Origin of the sequence: Sphingobacterium sp. BIGb0116 (assembly GCF_024808035.1) — a bacterium.
In the GTDB taxonomy this organism is placed as follows: Bacteria; Bacteroidota; Bacteroidia; order Sphingobacteriales; family Sphingobacteriaceae; genus Sphingobacterium; species Sphingobacterium paramultivorum.
In genome coordinates, this window is record NZ_JANUDT010000007.1 from 98,708 (window position 1) to 120,276 (window position 21,569).

Sequence of the window (21,569 nt, forward strand, 5' to 3'; positions counted from 1 at the left end):
AAGTTATTTCATTTGTAAATAGCACATTACTATTTTTTTTGCATCGACAAATCAAACTGCCAATGCTTTGCCAATCGCTCCAGCTCTTGTTTTGTTATTGGGATGACAGCGCCATGTTTAGGCGAAGTGAAATTAGTAGATTTCATTTTACCTGCATTAAAGTGTCCCAAATCAACAAAATTTTTAAAATCTGTTGTTTCACTGAAGCCAAAATTATGGGGCGATATCCCATAGATATCATACATCAAAACCCATTTATCTTCCCCTATCCTTTTCCACACATTCGGAGCTTCGCAGGCTTCTGGCTCAGGATCATAGAAGCGATCATCGTACTGATAAGGGCCATTTGGATAATCTGAAACAGCTTGCTTAATGCCCGGAACACCATCGTGGGCGACATAAAAAAGATGGTATTTATTGCCCACTTTCGTAATATCGCCATCGATGTAATTTTTATTTGCTTTGGGGTATTGAAACAAAAGTTGTGGTTCTGATTCAAATGCTGTAAACTCCTTATTTAAATAGGCATAATAGAGCTGATTCAGTCCATTGCCAAACCGCATCGTAAAATAGATCATCAACTTCCCAGTACGATCATCATAGATGAGTTCGGGAGCCCAGAAGGACCCTACATTTTCCCAACCTTGAAAGGCTTTCTCCAAGTAGAGCTCCGTATGGTTCCAGTGAATTAAATCAGTCGATTTCATTAAGACAATACCCCGGTTGTTACCCCATCCAAATGCGACTCCGTCACGCTCCCATTCCGTATTTCTATAACCCTGCTTTTGTGCGTAGATATGTAAATCCGTCATGACCATATAAAAATAACCATCTTTCCCCCGCATGATATAGGGATCCCGAATACCTTTCTGCTGTGCAATGCTATCGCCGGCAATGATCGGTTTTCCTTTATTGATATCGGTGAAAGAATAGCCATCCTGACTTATTGCAAAATACAGCCCGTGGCTTTCATCCTTGAAATAAACCATCAGGTAAGCAGCCAGATCTGATTCCTTTACCTGTGCAAACAAGTTATGCGCAAATAGGATCAGGATAGTAAAAAGGAGTGTGCGGATGTTCATCTTATTTCACGGTCAATTTTATCAAGGTCAAGGAATAAGGTTCAAATGTTTCAACAATTGTCTTTCCCTTAGAAGTTACTGTATTTTGTTTTGGACGGATGTTCAATGGTTCCTCGATACTGTTACTCAGGTTTAGATTGGCGTTGGCCAAAGTGATTTTCTCTGCTGTCGCAGCAGGCTTTTTCTTCGAATCTACATCAAGGTTCACTTTCATCGGCTTACTATTGTAATTGACGACTTTCACGATAAGCTGTTGCGCAGCTGCATCAAATACTGCCGAAGCATATAGGCTATCTTTGCCAGCTACGAATTCACCATCCCGTTTGATCGAAACAATGTTTGTCCCTTTATTGTTAGCATATAATTTTTGTACTTGGTAGCTCGGTGTTCCATATACCTGCAAGTTATCAACCCAAATTAAATCCGGTGACCACTGCCAGCCATCGACATGACCGAATAATGGCGCATAAGATGCCATCTCCACGACGTCACCATTTCGTTCCAGGCCCGTCATGAAAGCGGCTTCCGAGAGGGCCGCCTCCCAGGTACTTTTCCCTGGACCGTTTGGTCGTGTCGTATGCGAAGCGTATTCCCCTGCGAAAATTTTCACCCCATTTCTAGTGTAATTATCATAGCGATTGGCGCTCGAAAGAAACCAGGATGGTGGGCGGTAATAATGTTCATCAATGATATTGATATTCATCGCCCGCAGCTTATCATTTAAGAAGTCAAAACGATCTCCTTCGGGATCAGTGCCCGAACTGGCAATAATTTTGATCTCTGGATGCTTTTCGTTTAACGCTTTCTTGAAGACGGCCAACCGTTCGATATATTGCGGGCCCCAATTTTCATTTCCAACTCCCAGCATTTTGAGGTGGAAAGGCTCAGGGTGCCCCATATCCGCCCGTAATTTCCCCCATTTTGTATCTGTTGTACCATTAGCAAATTCAATCAGATCCAAAGCGTCTTGAACATAGGTGTCAAGTTCGTCCAATGGCACAAGTTCCGCCGTATTAAATTGGCAGGCCATACCGCAATTGAGAATGGGAACTGGAGATGCTCCAATATCTTCTGCCAGTAAAAAGTATTCATAAAATCCTAAACCAAAGGTCTGAAAATAATCAGGTGTCAGACGATGGCTGAATTCGGTATTCCACCGGTTGATAATCAATTCCCTTTCCGTTATTGGTCCAACAGTTTTTTTCCATTGAAAGCGATTGGCCAAATCTTTCCCTTCAACAATACAGCCTCCAGGAAAGCGGATAAAGCCAGGTTTCATATCGGCAAGCATCTGAACCATATCTTTACGTAGACCCTTCGGTCTTCCTTTCCAGGTGTCTATTGGAAATAATGAAAGCATATCTACGTCTAACGTACCCGCCCCTGTAAACCAAACATTTAACTTGGCTTTATCTGTCGTTTGGTTGACAGGAAATTTGACTGCAGCTTCAGACCATGATCCGACGGGTTCAAGAGGAAGTTCAGCTGCGCCAATAACCTTATTCTGTTGATCGAGCAGCTCAACATGGATTTTCATCCCCTTAGCTGCACCTTGGTATTGTACAGAGAACTCATATGCTGCCCCCGCTTTCACCCCCATTCCTCTAAAGCCTTCATTTTGTAGTCCTAATTTCAAATTAGCCGCATTGTTTATCCTTAAATACCGTTTGTTGCCTTTACGTTTGCTATCGTTTAGCAGCAGGTAGGTTCCCTCAGGGCCATTTTCGAGCTTTTTCCAGCCCATCCAAGGCTGATCAAACTCAAATGATCTATTCTTTACCAATTCAGCATAGATTCCTCCATCGGCACCAAGATTGATATCTTCAAAAAAGACGCCCCACATATGTGGCGATATTTTGCCTGTAGGTTTATCCAAAGCAATATTTAATGTTATCGGTGACTGTGCCATTGCTGAAGAGCCCAAGCTCGCTAACAGTAACAGTATTGACACTACTCTTTTCATTCCTATATGTATTTGTTCAACAATAATTTATCATTTCAGGTTTTTACACCAGCCCTAACAGCATAAATAGGATAACATGACAATCCTATCAAAATTGGCTGTTATATTAATTCCAATACAATAACTGAAAATGCAGGAATGTCCACTTCAATGGCACCACCATTCACTACCTTTGCCTTATTGTACACAACAGGTTTAATTGTTGTCGGCTTCTTGAAGGAATTATAATCGCGTAGATTCTCTGCGGTAAGAATTCGGCCTGAAATTTTTGCAGCTTTCACTGAACCGAGATCCACACGTACCTTATTATTCTTTTTCGGATCAATATTTACCAAGGAGATATGTGTACGGCCCTGCTTGTCTTGTGACGCTGAAACCGACACGGCGGGAATTTTTTCCTGGTTAAATTCAAAATCCGTTGATTGAAGGGAAATAGGAATTAACTTAGCATCCTGATGTACCTTATACATTTCCATCACATGATAAGTCGGCGTCAAAATCATATTCTTTCCTTCTGTTAGAATAACCGCTTGCAATACATTCACAGCCTGCGCTAGATTGGCCATCTTCACCCGACGAGCATGATTGTTAAAGATATTGAGTGTCATTCCTGCAATCATGGCATCACGCATGGTATTTTGTTGGTAGAGAAAACCCGGATTCGTACCAGGCTCTACCGCATACCAGCCTCCCCATTCGTCTACGATCAGATCCACAAGTCCTTTCGGATCGTATTTGTCCATAATGGCGATATTCTTCTCCACCAGCTCATTCATAAACCAAGCTGATTTCATGGTTTTAAAATACTCCTCCTCCGAATATTGGGTCGCAGAGCCCTTGTTATCCCAGTTGATCACTGCATAGTGATGAAGTCCCATGCCTTTCATCAAACCACTCGGAATTTTCTTCATGAGTGTCTCCGTCCAATTGTAATCTGCACTATTAGCTCCTGATGCTATCCGATACAAACCACTTCCATTGGTCCAATCCGACATAAAAGTGGCGTATTTGCGATAAATGTCGGTATAGTAATCGGCGGTCATATTTCCACCACAGCCCCAGGCTTCATTTCCTACGCCCCAAAATTTTACCTTCCAAGGTTCCTGCCGACCATTTTTTCGTCGCCAATCCGACATGGGGCTTTCTCCTTTAAAATTCACATATTGGACCCAGTCAGCAAGCTCCTGTACCTCACCGCTCCCCACATTACCCGCCAGATAAGGTTCCGCACCAAGCAATTCACACATATTGAGAAAATCATGTGTGCCAAAAGAATTATCCTCTGTCACGCCACCCCACCAGTTGTTTACGATAGCAGGACGCTGCGCTTTGGGCCCAACTCCATCCTTCCAATGATACGTATCGGCAAAACATCCTCCTGGCCAACGTAAATTGGGAATGTTTAAATTCTTAAGGGCTTCGATGACATCTTTTCGGACGCCATCGGAATGGGGAATCGAGTCATTTTTCTCCCCGACATAAAATCCATCATAAATACAGCGTCCCAAATGTTCGGCAAAATGTCCATAAATATGTCGACTTATAATCTGCTCCTGCTGCGGTGTTTCCAATCTTACACTACTCTGTCCATACAACAATCCAGTGGCTAGCGTAAAAACAACGCCTAATTTTAATCTTAGCTTCATTATATAGATTTTATTATTTCACACTGAATTGGTAGGTTGTTTTTGAACTATATTTTTCTCCAGGTTTTAATACCGTTGATGCAAAATTGGGGTGATTTGGTGCGTCTGGAAAATGTTGTGTCTCCAAACAGAAAGCAGAACGGAATGGATACACTTTTCCCTCTTTCCCTTTAGGGTCAGAATCCTTCATAAAATTACCACTGTAAAACTGTAAACCGGGTTCGGTTGTGTAGATGTCCATTTCAATACCTGTTTTAGCGGCATACACCTGTGCGACCTTCTGGAAACCATCCTTCTTGTTTAGTTCAAAATTATGGTCATAGCCTTTTCCGATCCTCAGTTGTGCATTTTCTTCTTCAATACGAGCACCAATACGTGTCGGTTTTGTAAAATCGAATGCTGTTCCCGCTACAGGCAAACTCTTTCCAGTTGGAATCAAGGTATTGTCAACTTCGGTAATTGCCTTTGCATCAATTTGAAGTTCATGATCCAAAATAGAAGAATCTCCAGCCCCATTGAGGTTAAAATAAGCGTGGTTGGTCAGATTTAAGACCGTCTCTTTATCTGTTGTCGCTTGATAGGCTATGGCTAAAGCACCGTTGTCCTCCAGGGTATAGGTAACCTCCATCTTGACCGTTCCCGGATAACCCGCTTCTTTATCAGGTGAGGTATAGGCTAATGTGATTGATGTCGAAGTGCTACTGACTACAGCCCACACTTTATTGTAAACGCCATTGGTACCGCCATGAAGTGAATTCTCGCCATCATTCTTTTCTAAAGAATAAACCTCACCATTCAGTTTAAATGATGCTTTGCCAATCCGATTCCCATAACGCCCTACAATTGCGCCGTAAAAATTATTATAGTTATCCTTGTATTCTTTGGCCGAATCATAGCCCAAAATCACATCAGTCAATTTACCGTCTTTATCTGGCACTTTTAAACTTACCAGACGTGCGCCATAATTTGTCAATGTAATAGCGAGTTTGTTATTCTTGAGCTGGAATAGTTTAACTTCTTTACCATCAATCTGGCTATCAAAAGCTTGGTTGGAGGTAGAGTCAGCCAAGGTCGCTGCTTGTTTACTTTGAGTTGATGAAGACTGGCAGCCATAAGCCAATGAAGCACAAGTCAACAAACCAATAATAATTTTCTTATTCATCTGCAATTAAGTTTTACCCCATCGGTCCGATGGAGGCTTCCTAATTTTAATTAGGAATGGTTCATAATCATTTAATTATTCAAATGGCAACATTTCTACCAAAAACGCACATAGATAGCAGTCACCAACAATAAAGTCACAACAATTAATGCCAATACGGACGGTTCCACTTTAAACATAGATCGATCCAACACAAAAGCTTTTGGATTAACTTTTGGTCCAAATAAGCTGACAGCAATCATAGCGATCATCGTAAACACAAATGCTAGTCCCATACATATCTGAAATGGAATTTCATAAACGCCCGCTTTGTTAAGATATGCCGTATAGATCCATGTTTCTGGTCCGAAAACTTTTGTTGCAAACTCGTTGAAAAATACCGACAATGCAAATCCCGTAACCAGGCCAGTAATGGCGGCTGCACCCGTAGTCCTTTTCCAGAACATACCGAGCAAAAACATCGCAAAAACACCCGGACTGATAAAGCCTGTATATTTTTGGATAAAAGTAAATCCTCCGGCACCACCGATGCCCAGTGCATCATTCCAGGTAAATAAAACAGAAAGTAGAATAGAGATCACAATTGTTATCTTTCCAACCCAGACCATTTTTGCTTCGCTCGCATCTTTATTGATGTATTTTTTAAAGATATCCAGTGTAAAGATCGTTGCGATACTATTTGCTTTTCCGGCCAATCCGGCCACAATAGCAGCTGTAAGCGCCGCCAGTGCAAGTCCTTTCATTCCATTTGGCAGATAGCCCAATATCGCCGAATACGCATTATCGGCATGAAACACCCCTCCAGGAGCCATTTCGTGTTGTAACGCACCATTTTTATAAAGCACATAAGCAGCTATCCCGGGAAGCATAACGATAATCGGCATAAACAACTTTAGAAATCCTGCAAAAAGAATCCCTGTGCGTGCCGTCTTTAAATCTGCTCCCAAAGCGCGTTGTGTGATGTATTGGTTACAGCCCCAGTAATTTAGGTTGACAATCCAGATCCCAGCAAGGTACATCCCTATTCCAGGCAGCATCAGATATTTATTGATATCTTCCTGACTGGCACCCGGCCCTGGTTTATCGACAAATAGGTTGAAATGCTCCGGCGAATCTTCCATCAGTTTATTGAATCCAGCTAAGGCGTCTTGTCCCAAACCAAAATGTTCACTGACCAAGGTCAATGCCACATAGGTCGTCGCTATACCACCAATAATTAATACAACAACCTGAATAACATCTGTAAAGCCAATAACACGCATTCCGCCCAAAGTGATGATAACGGCAAATACGGCTAGAGCAACTGTAATGGTGTGGAAGCTGTCGCCACCTCCGGCCATACTCGAAATGGCGATTGCCCCGAGATACAAAATGGAAGTCAGATTGACAAAAACGTACAAAAACAACCAGAAGATTGCCATAATAAGACTCGTCGTTTCATTGTATCGGTTGTTCAAAAACTGAGGCATCGTAAAAATCTTGTTTTTCAGATAGACCGGAATAAACCAAACCGCAACAATAATTAGCGCTACCGCAGCAATGAGCTCATAAGCGGCTACAGCAATACCGACCTCAAATCCATTACCGCTCATACCAATAAACTGCTCAGCAGAAATATTCGATGCGATCAACGAAGAGCCTATGGCCCACCAGGTCAGTGATCCTTCCGCCAGAAAGTAGTCCTTGCTACTGCTTAAACTATTCGTCTTTTTACGATAAATCCAGTAGCCATAGCCGGCTACAATAAAGAAGTAAATTACGAAGATGATGTAATCTACCGTTGCAAATTTTTCCATATTTCCCAAATTGGTTATTATCAATAAGCCATCTATACCCGAAGAGCAGGTATAAATGGCTTAGTTTATTATTTACTCAGTAAATAATAAAGTTCATTCCATTTCAATTGATCTTCGAGTTTCGCTACCGTAGTATCCTCGTCGATCAATACATATTCCAGTCCGGCAATACGTGCAAAATCTTCCAGGTATTCGGGTGTTAAGCTCAAGCTGTAGGCGGTATGATGTGCCCCCCCTGCCACAATCCAGGCACTACAGCCCGTTTTCATATCAGGAAGCGGTTTCCATAGTACCCGCGCAACAGGAAGCTTAGGCAACTCTTCTTCCACAGCAACACCTTGTACTTTATTCACGATCAAACGAAAACGCGTTCCCATATCGACCAAAGAGGCATTCAATGCATCTCCGCTCTGGCCATTGAAAACCAAACGGGCAGGATCCGCCTTGCCGCCAATTCCTAGCGGATGTACTTCTATACGTGGTTTTCCAGTTGCTAAAGCGGGGTCCACTTCTAACATATGTGAGCCAAGTACCATGGGATTATACGGATCAAAATGGTAGGTGTAGTCCTCCATAAATGCGGTCGTTCCCGCTAATCCTGCTCCCATCACTTTGCAAGCGCGCACCAAAGCTGGAGTCTTCCAATCCCCTTCGCCGGCAAAACCATAACCCTCAGCCATTAAACGTTGTACCGCCAAGCCCGGAAGTTGTACCATCCCATGCAGATCCTCAAAGGTATCCGTAAAACCTTTAAAGTTTCCTTGTTCCAAAAATTTCCGTAGGCCAATTTCTATTTTAGCAGCTTCGATGAGGTTAGTATGATATTCACCGTCAACTTTTACATTTTCGGCAAGTTCATAAGTCGCTTCGTACTCCGCTAATAATGCCGCGATTTCCGCTTCCGTACTCGCATTGATAACCTCTACCAAATCACCAATGGCATAGGTGTTTACAGCGAAACCAAATTGTGACTCTGCCTCCACTTTATCGCCATCTGTAACAGCCACATAACGCATGTTATCGCCAAATCTTGCAAATTTAGCACCTTGCCAGTCGTGCCATCCCGCGGCTGCACGCGCCCAAACATTAATCCGTTCCAGCACTTCCGCATCTTGCCAATGCCCTGTTACGACTTTACGACCTATTTTTAAGCGGCTAACGATGTGTCCAAATTCGCGATCCCCATGCGCACTTTGGTTGAGATTCATAAAATCCATATCGATACTATTCCATGGGATATCCTGATTATACTGCGTATGCAGATGCAACAATGGCTTTTGCAAGGCTTTTAATCCTCTGATCCACATCTTTGCAGGTGAAAATGTATGCATCCAGGTAATAACCCCAATACAGTTTTTTTCATTGTTGGCGGCTGCCAATGTTGCATAAATCTCGTCCGTATTTTTTACGATCGGTTTATATTTTACCGCTACTGGAATCGCTGCTTGGGTATGTAAATAATTGGCTATTTCCTCAGCATGTAGGGCAACTTGTCGCAAGGTTTCTTCACCATATAGGTCTTGGCTTCCCACGACAAACCAGACCTCAAGCTCTTTTAAATTGATATTCATGTTAAATTGTAGTTTTTGCTATAGATTTTTTATTACTGAAAATTATTGACCATAATAGGCGTTGGCTCCATGCTTCCGTTCGTAATGCTTTTTGATCAGTGCAGGCTTTAATCGAGGCGCACTCGGATTGATCTGTTCTGTCAACCAAGCCATTTTAGCAACCTGTTCCAATACTGCACTGTTATAAACAGACTTTGTTCCAGTTTTACCCCAGGCAAACGGCGCGTGGTTACCAACCAGAATCATTTCCACCTCTTTATAATCCAGCTTATTTTCGGCAAAGTGATTGATAATCTGAAACCCCGTTTCATGCTCGTAGTTTCCGGAGATCATCTCATCGTGCATTGGTGGAGCACAGGGAATATCGACCGTCAAATGATCTGCATGTGTCGTTCCGAAAATGGGAATATCCCGTTGCGCCTGTGCCCATGCTGTCGCATAGGTGGAGTGTGTGTGGGTGATCCCACCGATTTCCTTCCAATGTTTATACAATAGCGCATGAGTTTTCGTATCTGATGATGGCCGAAGATTACCCTCAACCACATGACCATCAAAGTCTACAATCACCATATGTTCCGGTGAAAGCTCGTCATAGGGAACCCCACTTGGTTTAATCGCAAAAACTTCCTGACGACGATCGACAACACTCACATTTCCAAATGTAAAAAGCACCAATCCCAGCTGGGGCAATTGCATATTGCAATGGTAGGCTTCTTCTTTAATTGAATTATACATGATTAAAATTTGAATGGTTAAACAGTAATGGCTAGCGATTCCTTTCCTTCGATGAAAGCTCCCAGAGCCTTGTAATGTTCATAGCGTTCGGCATAGATGGTTACCCATTTTTCCTCAGGTATATAGGTTCGTTCAAAACCTTGCCCCATTGCCTTCATGGCATCCTCAACTCGGTCATATAAACCAGCAACTGTTGCGGCGAACATTGCTGCGCCAATGGCACAAGTCTGCTCACTTTTATGAATACGAATAGGCATATTCATCACATTAGCCATCATTTGCATAATAAAAGGCGATTTCTTTGCAACTCCACCTAAACCGATCAAGCCTTTTACCGGAATACCCTGCTCCACGAAACGGTCAACAATAGCCTTCGCGCCAAAACAAGTCGCTTCGACAATCGCCCTGAAGATCCGAGGTGCATCTGTTCCAAGGTGCAAGCCTGTAATCGCTCCTTTCAAGGATTGATCCGCATCCGGAGTTCGACGACCATTGAGCCAGTCCAAAGCTAATTCAGATGTTGCCGTTACGGGAAGTAATGCCGCCTGCTCACTTAGACTGAACAAGAGTTTCTCTTCCAGAGTTGCCATCAACTGTTCACGCGTATGCGCTTCGATCTCTTCAATATCTTGTATCAAATTTTTCGTTGGCCACAGTAACACCTGTTTCAGCCAAGCGTAAGCATCTCCAAATGCCGATTGCCCAGCTTCCATACCAATCATTCCCGGTATAATCGAACCGTCTACCTGACCGCAGATTCCCCTGACCAACGTATGCTGAACCTCCTCCTTTGGGGCAACTAGCATATCACAGGTCGACGTCCCCATCACCTTACTCAGATAATATGGCTCAATTTGTCCTCCAACTGCCCCCATATGACAGTCAAATGCACCGACACCAACAACGACTGATGTTGTAAGACCTAATCGTTGCGCCCATTCTTCCGAAAGCTGACCGGCAGATTGATCAGCAGTGTATGTTTCAGAAAACAAACGATCAACCAAACCATCCAGCAATGGATCAAGTGTTGAAAAGAAAGAATTTGGAGGTAGGCCATCAAATTCTTTGGCCCAAAGCGATTTATGACCTGCTGAACAAACCCCACGCTTCATAGCAGACACCTGTGTTCCTCCAGTCAATAGAAAAGGAATATAATCACAATGCTCAACCCAGCTATATGTGGAGGTACGGACCTTTTCATCAGTCCTAAAAACATGAAGTAATTTGGCCCAGAACCATTCCGAAGAGTATACTCCGCCCACATACTTCAAATAATCCACCGGACTATTTTGATTGTGCAGGTTAATTTCTTTGGCCTCACCAACAGCTGTATGATCTTTCCATAAGACAAACATGGCATTGGGATTGTCTTTAAACTCGTCCAACAACGCCAATGGAACCCCGGCTGCGTTTACGGCAACTGGAGTAGATCCCGTTGTATCCACGGAAATTGCTTTTACAGCCGCGCCAATATTGTCGATTTCCGATTTGAGCAAACAATCTTTTATTGTCGCTTCCAAGCCTTCGATATAATCCAACGGGTGTTGCCTAAACTGATTTAAAGCAGCATCACAATACTCCCCTCTTTTCCAACGCGGGTAGTAAAATACAGAAGAAGCTATTTCCTCGCCATTGTTAGCATCAACCAATACCGAACGGACCGAATCACTTCCATAGTCCACCCCAATGACATACGATTTATTCATTTTTGCTGAATTTGGTTTATAACTTATAATTGTCTCTAACGCCTTATTTTTCAATATCCCCCTTTTTGAAGTTCGTCTTGAAAAAATAATTAGTGTCAAATAAACATTTATTTTTTTAAATATGAAAGAAAATTTTCATATTTAAAAAATAGAGCTAACTTCATAGCAGCAAATTATGGTTAACCCGAATTCCTGACATAGGTGTATAAAAGCCTTTTAAAGGGATGTAACAGACAATTATTATACTTATTTTTAGCTATTTACTTTTTTACATAGTTTTGCTCGTGGAATAAATGGGGTGGTGTCAGATAAAAAGATAAAACGATAGACGATGGAATATTATAAAAAAGATTCAGGGATCCTTTTGGCAGTAGACTGTATCATATTTGGATTTAACGGCGAATCCCTTGAAGTACTTTTAATTAAACGTGATTTCGAACCAGAAAGAAATAAATGGAGTCTGATGGGTGGTTTCGTTCAATCCGACGAAAGTCCGGAAGAGGCGGCGAGCCGAGTGCTCAAACAGTTAACAGGACTTGAGAATGTATACATGGAGCAATGTAGTGTATTCGGTGAACCTCAGCGTGAACCTAGCGACCGGGTTGTTAGTATCTGTTATTTTGCGCTGATTGATACGCAGCAATATAAACATATCCTAAGTGACGATTACGAAGCTCAATGGTTTCCATTACGGGAGCACCCAACGCTGATCTTCGATCATGATCAGATGATCGCTTCGGCACAGCACCGTCTACGCATGAAAGCAGCTTTGTATCCGATATTATTTGAACTGCTGCCCGAGAAATTCACGATTCCCCAGATTGCAGCACTCTATGAGGGAGTTTACAATATCGAGTTGGATAAGCGCAATTTCAGCCGAAAACTGCTTTCCTCAGACCTCATAATCAAACTGGAGGAAAAGGATAAGGAAAATTCAAAAAAAGGAGCATACTATTTCAAATTAAATACGGCGATCTATAAGGAAAAGATCATGTCCTTTTTACGGTATTTGCCAAGTTGGTCTATCGAATCATGATAAAGTAACGGGAAATGACCTATGGGAATTGGAATATATTTCACTTAACATTTTCGTTTTTTCAATAATTCCTTATATTTATCACAGGTATATCCTAGTTTTACAATTAGGATAAGCTAGATTAACGCATTTTATAAAATAAACAACATGAGCAAATTGAGATTAGCATTTATATTCTTTACGATTTTATTTATTTCATCACATACGCTATTGGAGGCACAAACTCCTGCTGCGGCTCCCGCCACTACAGCAGCACAACAGGATAATGCCTTCAAGTACAGTCCGGATGGATTAAAAAAAGGAAGTTTGGCAAATCAATTTGACCACCTGAATTATATTTCGAAAAACAACTATGATTTCAAGATGGTGCGAAAAACCAATCTTGATATTGTGAAACGAAATGTAATTGATACCGTAGCAAAACTCCACAAGGAAATCAGCTCTTTAAAATCATCTTCAAGCAACTATACATCCAACACCAAAACTTTACAAGATTCTATTCAGGTTTTAAAGGATCAGCTGACACAGGAGAAGGAAAAAACAGAAAGTTTCTCTTTCTTAGGAATCAATACATCTAAAACTTTTTACAATACTGTTGTTTGGACGATCATTGCCGTATTGGCAGTAGCAGCATTTATCTTTTTATTTTCTTATCGGAAAGCGAAAGTGGACACGGTGGAATTCCAAAAAACGGCCGAGCAATCGCAGGAGGAATTCGCTACTTTCCGCAAAAAGTCCATGGAAAAGGAACAACTGCTCAAGCGCCAGTTGCAGGACGAACTAAACAAAAAAATCTAGTCCTGCTTTTCATAAAATCGCAGATTTATTTTGATCGACCTGTAACGAATCCTAGAGGCACTCCGTTACAGGTCGATTTTATTTAATCAGGTTCCATTCCTAAAACGAATAAAAGATTCAGTGAAGTAAAGCTCTAAACTTCAAAAATACGTAGCCCGATAAAAGAGAAAAACTATATTTGGAGGTATAGAAATCGAAACATACAGAATTACAATAGATAACATTTTGACCTACATTAATAAAATTGTAATTTAATTGCAAATTCTATTTGTTTTTAAAAACGAATAACCTTATTTTTGCTGACCAAAAAAGAGGCCTTTTATGTCTCTTATATAAAATTGATTAATAAATATTTAGTCCCTATAATATGCCCAAGATTGGTAAAATAGCGCAGATTATCGGCCCAGTTGTTGACGTCAACTTCGCCGACAGTGAAAATCTACCTAAAATTTACGATGCATTGTACATTCAAAAAGAAAATGGACAACGTGTTGTATTAGAAGTTCAACAACACTTAGGTCAGGATCGTGTACGTACAATTGCCATGGACGCAACTGAAGGTTTAGTTCGCGGAATGGAAGTTGTCGATACTGGTGCTCCTATCAAAATGCCTGTTGGTGAAGAAATCAAAGGTCGTGTATTCAATGTAGTTGGTGATGCCATAGACGGGATCCAAAATTTGAATAAGGAGAATGGTCGTCCTATCCACAACGTACCTCCTAAATTCGAAGATTTGTCAACTGAATCCGAAGTACTTTTTACTGGTATCAAAGTTATTGACCTTTTAGAGCCATATGCTAAAGGTGGTAAAATTGGTTTATTCGGTGGTGCCGGTGTAGGTAAAACTGTATTAATCCAAGAATTAATCAATAATATCGCAAAAGGTCACGGTGGTCTTTCTGTATTCGCTGGCGTAGGTGAACGTACACGTGAAGGTAATGACTTATTGCGCGAGATGTTGGAGTCTGGTATCATCAAATATGGTGAGCACTTTATGGAAGGCATGGAAAAAGGCGAATGGCCTTTGGATACTGTTGACCACGAATTGATGAAAGATTCTAAATGTACTTTCGTATTCGGTCAAATGAACGAGCCTCCTGGTGCACGTGCACGTGTTGCTTTATCAGGTTTGACAGTTGCGGAATACTTCCGTGACGGTGATGGCGAAGGTCAAGGCCGTGACGTATTATTCTTCATCGATAATATCTTCCGTTTTACACAAGCAGGTTCTGAAGTATCTGCCCTATTGGGTCGTATGCCTTCAGCTGTAGGTTACCAACCAACATTGGCAACTGAAATGGGTTTAATGCAAGAGCGTATCACTTCAACTAAAAACGGATCAATCACTTCGGTTCAAGCCGTATATGTACCTGCCGATGACTTAACTGACCCTGCTCCAGCGACAACTTTCGCTCACTTGGATGCAACTACAGTATTGTCTCGTAAAATCGCTGAGCTAGGTATCTACCCTGCTGTGGATCCTTTGGATTCTACATCACGTATCCTTTCTCCTGCCGTTTTAGGTAACGAACACTATAATACTGCACAACGTGTAAAAGAAATTCTTCAACGTTACAAAGAATTACAAGATATCATCGCCATCTTAGGTATGGACGAATTATCAGAAGAAGATAAACAAACTGTACACCGCGCACGTCGTGTACAACGTTTCTTATCCCAACCTTTCCACGTTGCAGAACAATTTACAGGTTTAAAAGGTGTATTGGTAGACATCAAAGATACCATCAAAGGTTTCAATATGATCATTGACGGTGAAGTAGATGAGTACCCTGAAGCTGCCTTCAACTTAGTAGGTAACATCGATGATGCTATCGAAAAAGGTAAAAAATTATTAGCAGAAGCAGTTTAATCTAGATTATATCTAAGAATAATGAAATTAACAATTATCACTCCAGACAAATTAGCATTCGAAGGCGAAGTAACTTCAGTTACTGTACCGGGCACTGCGGGTTCTTTTCAAATTTTGAAAGACCACGCTGCCATTGTTTCTACTTTGGAAGATGGAAAAGTAATTATTCAACAAGGTAAAGGTGGACAAGAAGTGTTCATTAAAGGTGGTGTTGTGGAAGCAAAAGACAATGTCATTACCGTGCTTGCTGAAGGAATTATCGGAGATTAAATCAAATCGATTTTATAAAATCTAAAAAGCTTCCGATAGAAATATCGGAAGCTTTTTTTTTAAAGTTTTTTTGACATTTTCTTCATTTTAGGAAGAAAATTGGCCATTGTAACAAAAAATAATTTTTTGACCCTGTAGACCAATTTTAAATATGGTATACGACTAACAAAATATAAAACCGAATAAAACGAGTTACTGAAAAATAAAATTTTACAAAAACAGATTTAATAAAATTTTATTCTAAATACAAAATTAGCACTTTACCTATTGCCAATTATTGTAATTCCTGCTACCTTGAGGAAATGAAATTCGAAAGTTTTTATAGAAGCTTGAGATAGCATGATTTACCACCAATATTACAACAAAGGGAACTATTATACTTAGGTAAATTTTGGGTTATGAAATATTACGATAAAAACACGTTGATCTATTTAGATGGAGCTTTTGTAAAAGCTTCCGAAGCTGCATTGGATCCCTTTGCACAGTCACTGCATTATGGGTATGCAGTGTTCGATGGTTTACGTGCGTATAATACCCACAATGGACCACGTATCTTTAAAGCTGACATGCATTTCGATCGCTTAAAGAGATCGTGTGAAGCAGTTAATATTCCCTATCGTTGGAGCAACAGAGAGCTGATCGACATCTGTTATGAACTCCTGGCCAACAACAACCTAAGAGAAGCTTATATACGTCCATTAGTATTGACCGGTTCAAATATGCACCTAACCTCATCAACCGAAGCAACCATCATGATGGCAGCATGGGAATGGGGGCCATATCTTGGTCAAAACCTATTAAAGGTATGTATCTCTGATATCAAAAGACCTAATCCAAAGTCGTTTAAAATTGACTCGAAGATCTCTGGGCAATATGTAAACTCCATCCTTGCGACAACAGAAGCTATCAGGAAGGGTTACGACGAAGCGTTAATGCTCGACCACGAAGGCTACGTTGCCCAAGCATCCAGTGAAAATATTTTCATCGAAAAGGATTTCAAAATCTATACGCCGCCAGTGAAGAATATCTTCCCGGGCATTACACGCCAGACTGTAAAAAACATTTGTAAAAAATTAAACTTCGAAGTCATTGAAAAGCAGTTGACGATAGAAGACATTTACACTGCTGACAGCGCTTTCTTATGCGGGACTGCGGCAGAAATTATCGGAATCAAACAAGTCGATGATGTCATCTACAAAGAAGCCTGGGAACACAGCATAGGTGCATCAATCCAAAGAAGATATAAAAATTTAGTATTAGAGAACGAAAATTATGAAGTCATCATCTAACGGCGAAAACGGAATGAACAAATACAGCCGTACATTTACACAAGACGAAACGCAACCTGCTGCAAAAGCAATGCTTTATGGTATCGGTCTTACGGATGCCGACATGGACAAAGCACAGGTCGGTATTGCCAGCATGGGATATGATGGTAATACGTGTAATATGCACTTAAATGATTTGGCACAAATCGTCAAGAAGGGCGTTTGGAACAATGATTTAGTGGGTTTGACCTTTGGAACCATTGGCGTCAGTGACGGTATGAGCAACGGTACCGATGGGATGCGTTATTCGTTGGTAAGTCGTGATGTGATCGCTGATAGTATCGAAACGATCTGTGGTGGACAATATTATGATGGCTTGATCTCTATTCCTGGCTGTGACAAAAACATGCCTGGTGCAATTATGGCAATGGCTCGCTTGGACCGTCCTTCTTTAATGGTATATGGCGGTACTATCGCTCCAGGCCACTATAAAGGTGAAGAATTAAACATTGTGTCTGCATTTGAAGCATTGGGACAACGCATCTGCGGAAATCTTTCCGATGAAGACTATGAAGGCATTATCAAACATACCTGCCCTGGTGCTGGTGCTTGTGGCGGAATGTATACTGCAAATACCATGGCTTCGGCAATTGAAGCCTTGGGAATGAGCTTACCATACTCATCTTCCAATCCAGCGATCTCGGAAGAAAAGAAAAATGAATGTTTAGAGGCAGGTCAACATATCCGCACGCTACTTGAGAAAGATATCAAGCCCTCTGATATCATGACACGTAAAGCATTTGAGAACGCGCTACGTACCATTGTTATCTTGGGTGGCAGTACCAATGCTGTACTTCACTTTATTGCAATAGGCAAAGCCGTAGGCGTAGACATCACGCAAGACGACTTCCAACGCATGAGTGACGAAACCCCTGTATTAGCGGACTTTAAACCGTCCGGTAAATACTTAATGCAAGATCTTCAGCAATTTGGTGGAACTCCTGCTGTTATGAAATATCTTTTAAATGAGGGTTTACTTCATGGCGACTGTATCACGGTAACAGGAAAAACGGTCGCTGAGAACTTGGCTGATGTTAAATCAATCATGGAATATGATCAACCGATCATCAAACCATTGAGCGATCCAATCAAGGCTACAGGACACTTACAGATTCTTTACGGGAACTTAGCAGAGAAAGGTTCTGTTGCCAAGATCTCCGGCAAAGAAGGTGAAAAATTCACTGGCCCTGCACGTGTATTCGACGGAGAGCACGATTTAGTGGCCGGTATTGCATCTGGCAGAATCAAAAAAGGAGATGTTGTCGTGATCAAAAATGAAGGTCCTGTTGGAGCACCCGGCATGCCTGAAATGCTTAAACCTACGTCACTGATAATCGGCGCGGGTCTAGGTAAATCTGTCGCTTTAATCACCGATGGCCGTTTCTCAGGTGGAACACATGGTTTTGTCGTAGGACATATCACACCGGAATCTTACAAAGGCGGATTAATCGGTCTTGTACATGATGATGACATTATCGAGATCGATGCAGTAAATAATAGCATCAATGTGCTACTTTCCGATGAAGAGATCGCGCAACGCCGTGCCGCTTGGGTACAACCAGCGTTAAAAGTTAACAAAGGAGTTTTATACAAATACGCTAAAACTGTTGCCGATGCCTCAGAAGGCTGTGTAACGGATCAGTAGAAAATAAAAAACAGAGACATTAAGCAAATAGAGACCTAAACAATCGATGCTTAATGTCTCAGATCTAATATCTAAATACTAAAAGACTGAATAATCAACAATAAAAAAATCAACGTAATGAGTACACTGGAAATAACAGAAAATAAGGCCGCTACAGCGCAGCAAACTCCGACACAAATTTCGGGATCGAAAGCTGTATTGGAGGCCTTATTGAGCGAAGGAGTTGATACCGTATTTGGTTATCCTGGAGGCGCAATTATGCCGATCTATGATGCCCTTTATGATTATACGGATCGTCTGAAGCATATTTTAGTGCGCCATGAACAAGGTGGAATACACGCGGCGCAAGGTTATGCAAGAACTTCAGGTCGTACAGGCGTCGTCTTTGCGACAAGTGGTCCTGGAGCAACAAACCTAGTTACTGGACTGGCTGATGCCATGATCGATAGTAACCCTATCGTCTGTGTCACAGGTCAGGTCTTTGCTTCACTATTGGGAACAGATGCTTTTCAGGAAACAGATGTCATCAATATCACGGCACCAGTCACAAAATGGAACTACCAAGTCACCGACGCAACTGAAATTCCAGCTGCACTCGCAAAAGCATTTTATATTGCCAGCACAGGTCGTCCAGGACCGGTATTGATCGATATCACTAAAAATGCACAGCTACAATTGTTCGATTACTTCGGTTACGAAAAATGCAACCACGTTCGTAGCTATAGACCTGCACCACAAGTTCGTAAAGAATATGTTGAGCAGGCAGCCGAGTTAATCAACAATGCAAAAAAACCGTTTGTCCTTTTTGGACAAGGCATCATCTTGGGGAAAGCAGAAGAAGAGTTCAAAGCTTTTATCGAGAAGACAGGAATTCCATCGGCAGCGACCGTAATGGGGTTAAGTGCACTTCCAACGGATCACAAACTCCATGTAGGAATGCTCGGAATGCATGGTAACTATGCGCCAAACGTGATGACAAACGAATGTGATGTTTTAATTGCTATCGGTATGCGTTTCGATGACCGTGTAACAGGTCGTTTGGACAAATATGCCAAACAGGCAAAAGTAATCCATTTGGATATAGACCCAGCAGAGATTGACAAAAACGTACAGACAACCGTACCTGTATGGGGCGACTGTAAAGAAACTCTTCCGATGCTTACAGAATTGGTAACGGCCGTGGATCACTCCGCTTGGCTTGCACAATTCCGTGAACTTGAAAAAGAAGAAATCAAAGAAGTCATCCAAAATGAACTTCACCCACAAACAGATATTATGACCATGGGTGAGGTCATCAATGTGTTGAATGAATTGACAGGTGGTGATGCAATCATTACAACGGACGTCGGTCAACACCAAATGGTAACTTGTCGCTATGCTAAATTCAACAACAGCAAATCGAATGTAACCTCAGGGGGCTTAGGAACGATGGGCTTTGGTCTTCCGGCAGCAATCGGTGCCTGGTACGGCGCTCCAGAGAAAACTGTCGTAGCAATCATCGGTGATGGTGGTATACAAATGACGATCCAGGAGCTCGGAACGATTATGCAATTTGGCGCAAAAGTCAAAATCATGATCCTCAATAATGAATTCTTGGGCATGGTACGCCAGTGGCAGCAATTGTTCCACGACAGACGTTATTCATTCGTGAATATCACGAGTCCTGACTTTGTTGCAGTAGCGAAAGGCTATTACATCGACGGTCAGAAAATTTCGGAACGTAAAGACCTGCGTAATGCCCTGAAAACCATGATTGATCACGACGGAGCATATCTATTGGAAGTGATGGTAGGTAAGGAAAACAATGTATTTCCAATGGTTGCACAAGGAACATCGGTATCTGAGATACGTTTAAAGTAGAATTTAACATGGAAAAACAAGAATATACCATCACCCTATATACAGAGAATTCTATCGGTCTTATCGGTCGGATCTCAACAATTTTTTCAAGAAGAAAAATCAATATTGAAAGCTTGAATACTTCTCCTTCTGAAGTAGAAGGAATACATCGTTTTACCATCGTAATCACGGAGGCTGAAGATGTTCTGCGTAAGCTTTGTCGTCAACTGGAAAAACAGATTGATATCCTCAAGGCCTATTACAACACTAATGATGAAGTGATCTGGCAAGAACAGGCGCTGTATAAAGTGCCTGCGGATGTTGTCAATGAAAAGGTATATGTAGAACGCTTATTACGTCAATATGGCGCCAATGTTGTTGTGATCCGCAACGACTATATCGTCTTTGAAACTGCAGGTCACCGCGAGGAGATCGATAAGTTGACAGAAGAATTGACCAAATATGGTTTGATCGAATTTGTCCGTGGCGCACGTATCGCCATCATTAAAGATAGTGCAGGTTTCCATTCCAAATTGGTTCAGTTTGAAGCCAAGGAACCATCGATAGAAATTGTAGAAAACGAGTATCTCGACAAAAGAGATGACGTATTTACGATGTAAGCTTTAATAGTATTATGCAAGAGACATTTAAATTTATCTTAAAGTCACGTCAAAAATTCATTGAATTACTTGACGGTCTTTCCATTGAACAGCTTAACAAAATTCCCGCGGGATTTAACAACAATATTATCTGGAATTTTGCCCACATTGTCGTCAGTACACAGACCTTGGTTTATGTCCGTACAGGAATCAAGGCCGATACGACTTGGGTGAACTATAACGAAGATTATAAAAAAGATACCAAGCCAACCCGCTTTGTTGAACAAGCAGAGGTTGATGAATTGAAAGAAATTGCAATCCGCAGTATTGAGCAAATTGCTGCTGACTATGAAAACGGTGTTTTCGGAGAAATCACCTCGTTTTCAACAGCAACCTATGGCTATCCAATGGATACCATTGAAGAAGTTATAGCCCTGACATCAGGACACGATAACGTTCATTTCGGTTACGCAATGGCTCAACGCAGATTAGTACAATAATTAAAATAAATAATCAACAACCC

At 41.5% G+C, this 21,569-nt stretch carries 17 protein-coding genes; 9 read left to right on the forward strand and 8 right to left on the reverse strand.

The window, feature by feature from the left end:
• Window positions 1-29: 29 nt before the first annotated feature.
• The 8 genes from M2419_RS16965 to M2419_RS17000 all read right to left on the reverse strand — a co-directional run bounded on the left by M2419_RS16965 (window position 30) and on the right by M2419_RS17000 (window position 11,661).
• A complete protein-coding gene (locus M2419_RS16965) occupies window positions 30-1,082 on the reverse strand; it encodes a glycoside hydrolase family 43 protein (protein WP_182330686.1) in 1,053 nt (350 codons plus the stop codon).
• Window position 1,083: 1 nt separating this feature from the next.
• On the reverse strand, window positions 1,084-3,045 hold the full coding sequence (locus M2419_RS16970; RefSeq protein ID WP_259255445.1) for an alpha-L-arabinofuranosidase C-terminal domain-containing protein: 1,962 nt from the start codon (window positions 3,043-3,045) through the stop codon (window positions 1,084-1,086).
• 101 nt (window positions 3,046-3,146) lie between these two features.
• Window positions 3,147-4,691: an alpha-N-arabinofuranosidase gene (locus M2419_RS16975; protein WP_153844260.1), complete on the reverse strand. Its 1,545-nt coding sequence runs from the start codon at window positions 4,689-4,691 to the stop codon at window positions 3,147-3,149.
• 13 nt (window positions 4,692-4,704) lie between these two features.
• Window positions 4,705-5,853: an aldose epimerase family protein gene (locus M2419_RS16980; protein WP_153844261.1), complete on the reverse strand. Its 1,149-nt coding sequence runs from the start codon at window positions 5,851-5,853 to the stop codon at window positions 4,705-4,707.
• A gap of 95 nt (window positions 5,854-5,948) precedes the next feature.
• Window positions 5,949-7,649 (reverse strand): sodium:solute symporter family transporter, encoded by a 1,701-nt coding sequence (locus tag M2419_RS16985; RefSeq protein ID WP_075994355.1) that lies wholly within the window; start codon window positions 7,647-7,649, stop codon window positions 5,949-5,951.
• A 68-nt stretch (window positions 7,650-7,717) separates the two neighbouring features.
• Complete coding sequence (araA, locus tag M2419_RS16990) at window positions 7,718-9,220, reverse strand: L-arabinose isomerase (protein ID WP_159727350.1); 1,503 nt, start codon at window positions 9,218-9,220, stop codon at window positions 7,718-7,720.
• 42 nt (window positions 9,221-9,262) lie between these two features.
• Window positions 9,263-9,955: an L-ribulose-5-phosphate 4-epimerase gene (locus M2419_RS16995; protein WP_153844263.1), complete on the reverse strand. Its 693-nt coding sequence runs from the start codon at window positions 9,953-9,955 to the stop codon at window positions 9,263-9,265.
• A 17-nt stretch (window positions 9,956-9,972) separates the two neighbouring features.
• Window positions 9,973-11,661: a ribulokinase gene (locus M2419_RS17000; protein WP_259255446.1), complete on the reverse strand. Its 1,689-nt coding sequence runs from the start codon at window positions 11,659-11,661 to the stop codon at window positions 9,973-9,975.
• A gap of 331 nt (window positions 11,662-11,992) precedes the next feature.
• Between M2419_RS17000 and M2419_RS17005 the strand changes: the two genes are divergently transcribed.
• The 9 genes from M2419_RS17005 to M2419_RS17045 all read left to right on the forward strand — a co-directional run bounded on the left by M2419_RS17005 (window position 11,993) and on the right by M2419_RS17045 (window position 21,546).
• Window positions 11,993-12,697 carry an NrtR DNA-binding winged helix domain-containing protein gene (locus M2419_RS17005; RefSeq protein ID WP_153844265.1) on the forward strand — a complete coding sequence of 235 codons (705 nt, stop codon included), beginning with the start codon at window positions 11,993-11,995 and terminating at the stop codon, window positions 12,695-12,697.
• A 147-nt stretch (window positions 12,698-12,844) separates the two neighbouring features.
• Complete coding sequence (locus M2419_RS17010; protein ID WP_153844266.1) at window positions 12,845-13,495, forward strand: hypothetical protein; 651 nt, start codon at window positions 12,845-12,847, stop codon at window positions 13,493-13,495.
• A gap of 367 nt (window positions 13,496-13,862) precedes the next feature.
• Window positions 13,863-15,365, forward strand: coding sequence for a F0F1 ATP synthase subunit beta (gene atpD / locus M2419_RS17015; RefSeq protein WP_075994361.1), 1,503 nt, complete (start codon window positions 13,863-13,865; stop codon window positions 15,363-15,365).
• A 21-nt stretch (window positions 15,366-15,386) separates the two neighbouring features.
• On the forward strand, window positions 15,387-15,635 hold the full coding sequence (gene atpC, locus M2419_RS17020) for an ATP synthase F1 subunit epsilon (protein WP_120335003.1): 249 nt from the start codon (window positions 15,387-15,389) through the stop codon (window positions 15,633-15,635).
• A 398-nt stretch (window positions 15,636-16,033) separates the two neighbouring features.
• Window positions 16,034-16,924: a branched-chain amino acid transaminase gene (locus M2419_RS17025; RefSeq protein ID WP_075994363.1), complete on the forward strand. Its 891-nt coding sequence runs from the start codon at window positions 16,034-16,036 to the stop codon at window positions 16,922-16,924.
• Window positions 16,908-18,608, forward strand: coding sequence for a dihydroxy-acid dehydratase (gene ilvD / locus M2419_RS17030; RefSeq protein WP_159727356.1), 1,701 nt, complete (start codon window positions 16,908-16,910; stop codon window positions 18,606-18,608). Before M2419_RS17025 ends, ilvD begins: the two co-directional genes overlap by 17 nt.
• Before the next feature lie 117 nt (window positions 18,609-18,725).
• Window positions 18,726-20,468: a biosynthetic-type acetolactate synthase large subunit gene (gene ilvB / locus M2419_RS17035; RefSeq protein ID WP_153844269.1), complete on the forward strand. Its 1,743-nt coding sequence runs from the start codon at window positions 18,726-18,728 to the stop codon at window positions 20,466-20,468.
• 8 nt (window positions 20,469-20,476) lie between these two features.
• Complete coding sequence (gene ilvN, locus M2419_RS17040) at window positions 20,477-21,067, forward strand: acetolactate synthase small subunit (RefSeq protein WP_070570155.1); 591 nt, start codon at window positions 20,477-20,479, stop codon at window positions 21,065-21,067.
• 14 nt (window positions 21,068-21,081) lie between these two features.
• A complete protein-coding gene (locus M2419_RS17045) occupies window positions 21,082-21,546 on the forward strand; it encodes a DinB family protein (RefSeq protein WP_220801573.1) in 465 nt (154 codons plus the stop codon).
• The last annotated feature ends 23 nt before the right edge of the window (window positions 21,547-21,569 follow it).

Bases quoted from the DNA above. Each gene is read 5' to 3' on its own strand.
- M2419_RS16965 (WP_182330686.1), bottom strand. From the start codon at position 1,082: ATGAACATCCGCACACTCCTTTTTACTATCCTGATCCTATTTGCGCAT.
- M2419_RS16970 (WP_259255445.1), bottom strand. From the start codon at position 3,045: ATGAAAAGAGTAGTGTCAATACTGTTACTGTTAGCGAGCTTGGGCTCT.
- M2419_RS16975 (WP_153844260.1), bottom strand. From the start codon at position 4,691: ATGAAGCTAAGATTAAAATTAGGCGTTGTTTTTACGCTAGCCACTGGA.
- M2419_RS16980 (WP_153844261.1), bottom strand. From the start codon at position 5,853: ATGAATAAGAAAATTATTATTGGTTTGTTGACTTGTGCTTCATTGGCT.
- M2419_RS16985 (WP_075994355.1), bottom strand. From the start codon at position 7,649: ATGGAAAAATTTGCAACGGTAGATTACATCATCTTCGTAATTTACTTC.
- araA (WP_159727350.1), bottom strand. From the start codon at position 9,220: ATGAATATCAATTTAAAAGAGCTTGAGGTCTGGTTTGTCGTGGGAAGC.
- M2419_RS16995 (WP_153844263.1), bottom strand. From the start codon at position 9,955: ATGTATAATTCAATTAAAGAAGAAGCCTACCATTGCAATATGCAATTG.
- M2419_RS17000 (WP_259255446.1), bottom strand. From the start codon at position 11,661: ATGAATAAATCGTATGTCATTGGGGTGGACTATGGAAGTGATTCGGTC.
- M2419_RS17005 (WP_153844265.1), top strand. From the start codon at position 11,993: ATGGAATATTATAAAAAAGATTCAGGGATCCTTTTGGCAGTAGACTGT.
- M2419_RS17010 (WP_153844266.1), top strand. From the start codon at position 12,845: ATGAGCAAATTGAGATTAGCATTTATATTCTTTACGATTTTATTTATT.
- atpD (WP_075994361.1), top strand. From the start codon at position 13,863: ATGCCCAAGATTGGTAAAATAGCGCAGATTATCGGCCCAGTTGTTGAC.
- atpC (WP_120335003.1), top strand. From the start codon at position 15,387: ATGAAATTAACAATTATCACTCCAGACAAATTAGCATTCGAAGGCGAA.
- M2419_RS17025 (WP_075994363.1), top strand. From the start codon at position 16,034: ATGAAATATTACGATAAAAACACGTTGATCTATTTAGATGGAGCTTTT.
- ilvD (WP_159727356.1), top strand. From the start codon at position 16,908: ATGAAGTCATCATCTAACGGCGAAAACGGAATGAACAAATACAGCCGT.
- ilvB (WP_153844269.1), top strand. From the start codon at position 18,726: ATGAGTACACTGGAAATAACAGAAAATAAGGCCGCTACAGCGCAGCAA.
- ilvN (WP_070570155.1), top strand. From the start codon at position 20,477: ATGGAAAAACAAGAATATACCATCACCCTATATACAGAGAATTCTATC.
- M2419_RS17045 (WP_220801573.1), top strand. From the start codon at position 21,082: ATGCAAGAGACATTTAAATTTATCTTAAAGTCACGTCAAAAATTCATT.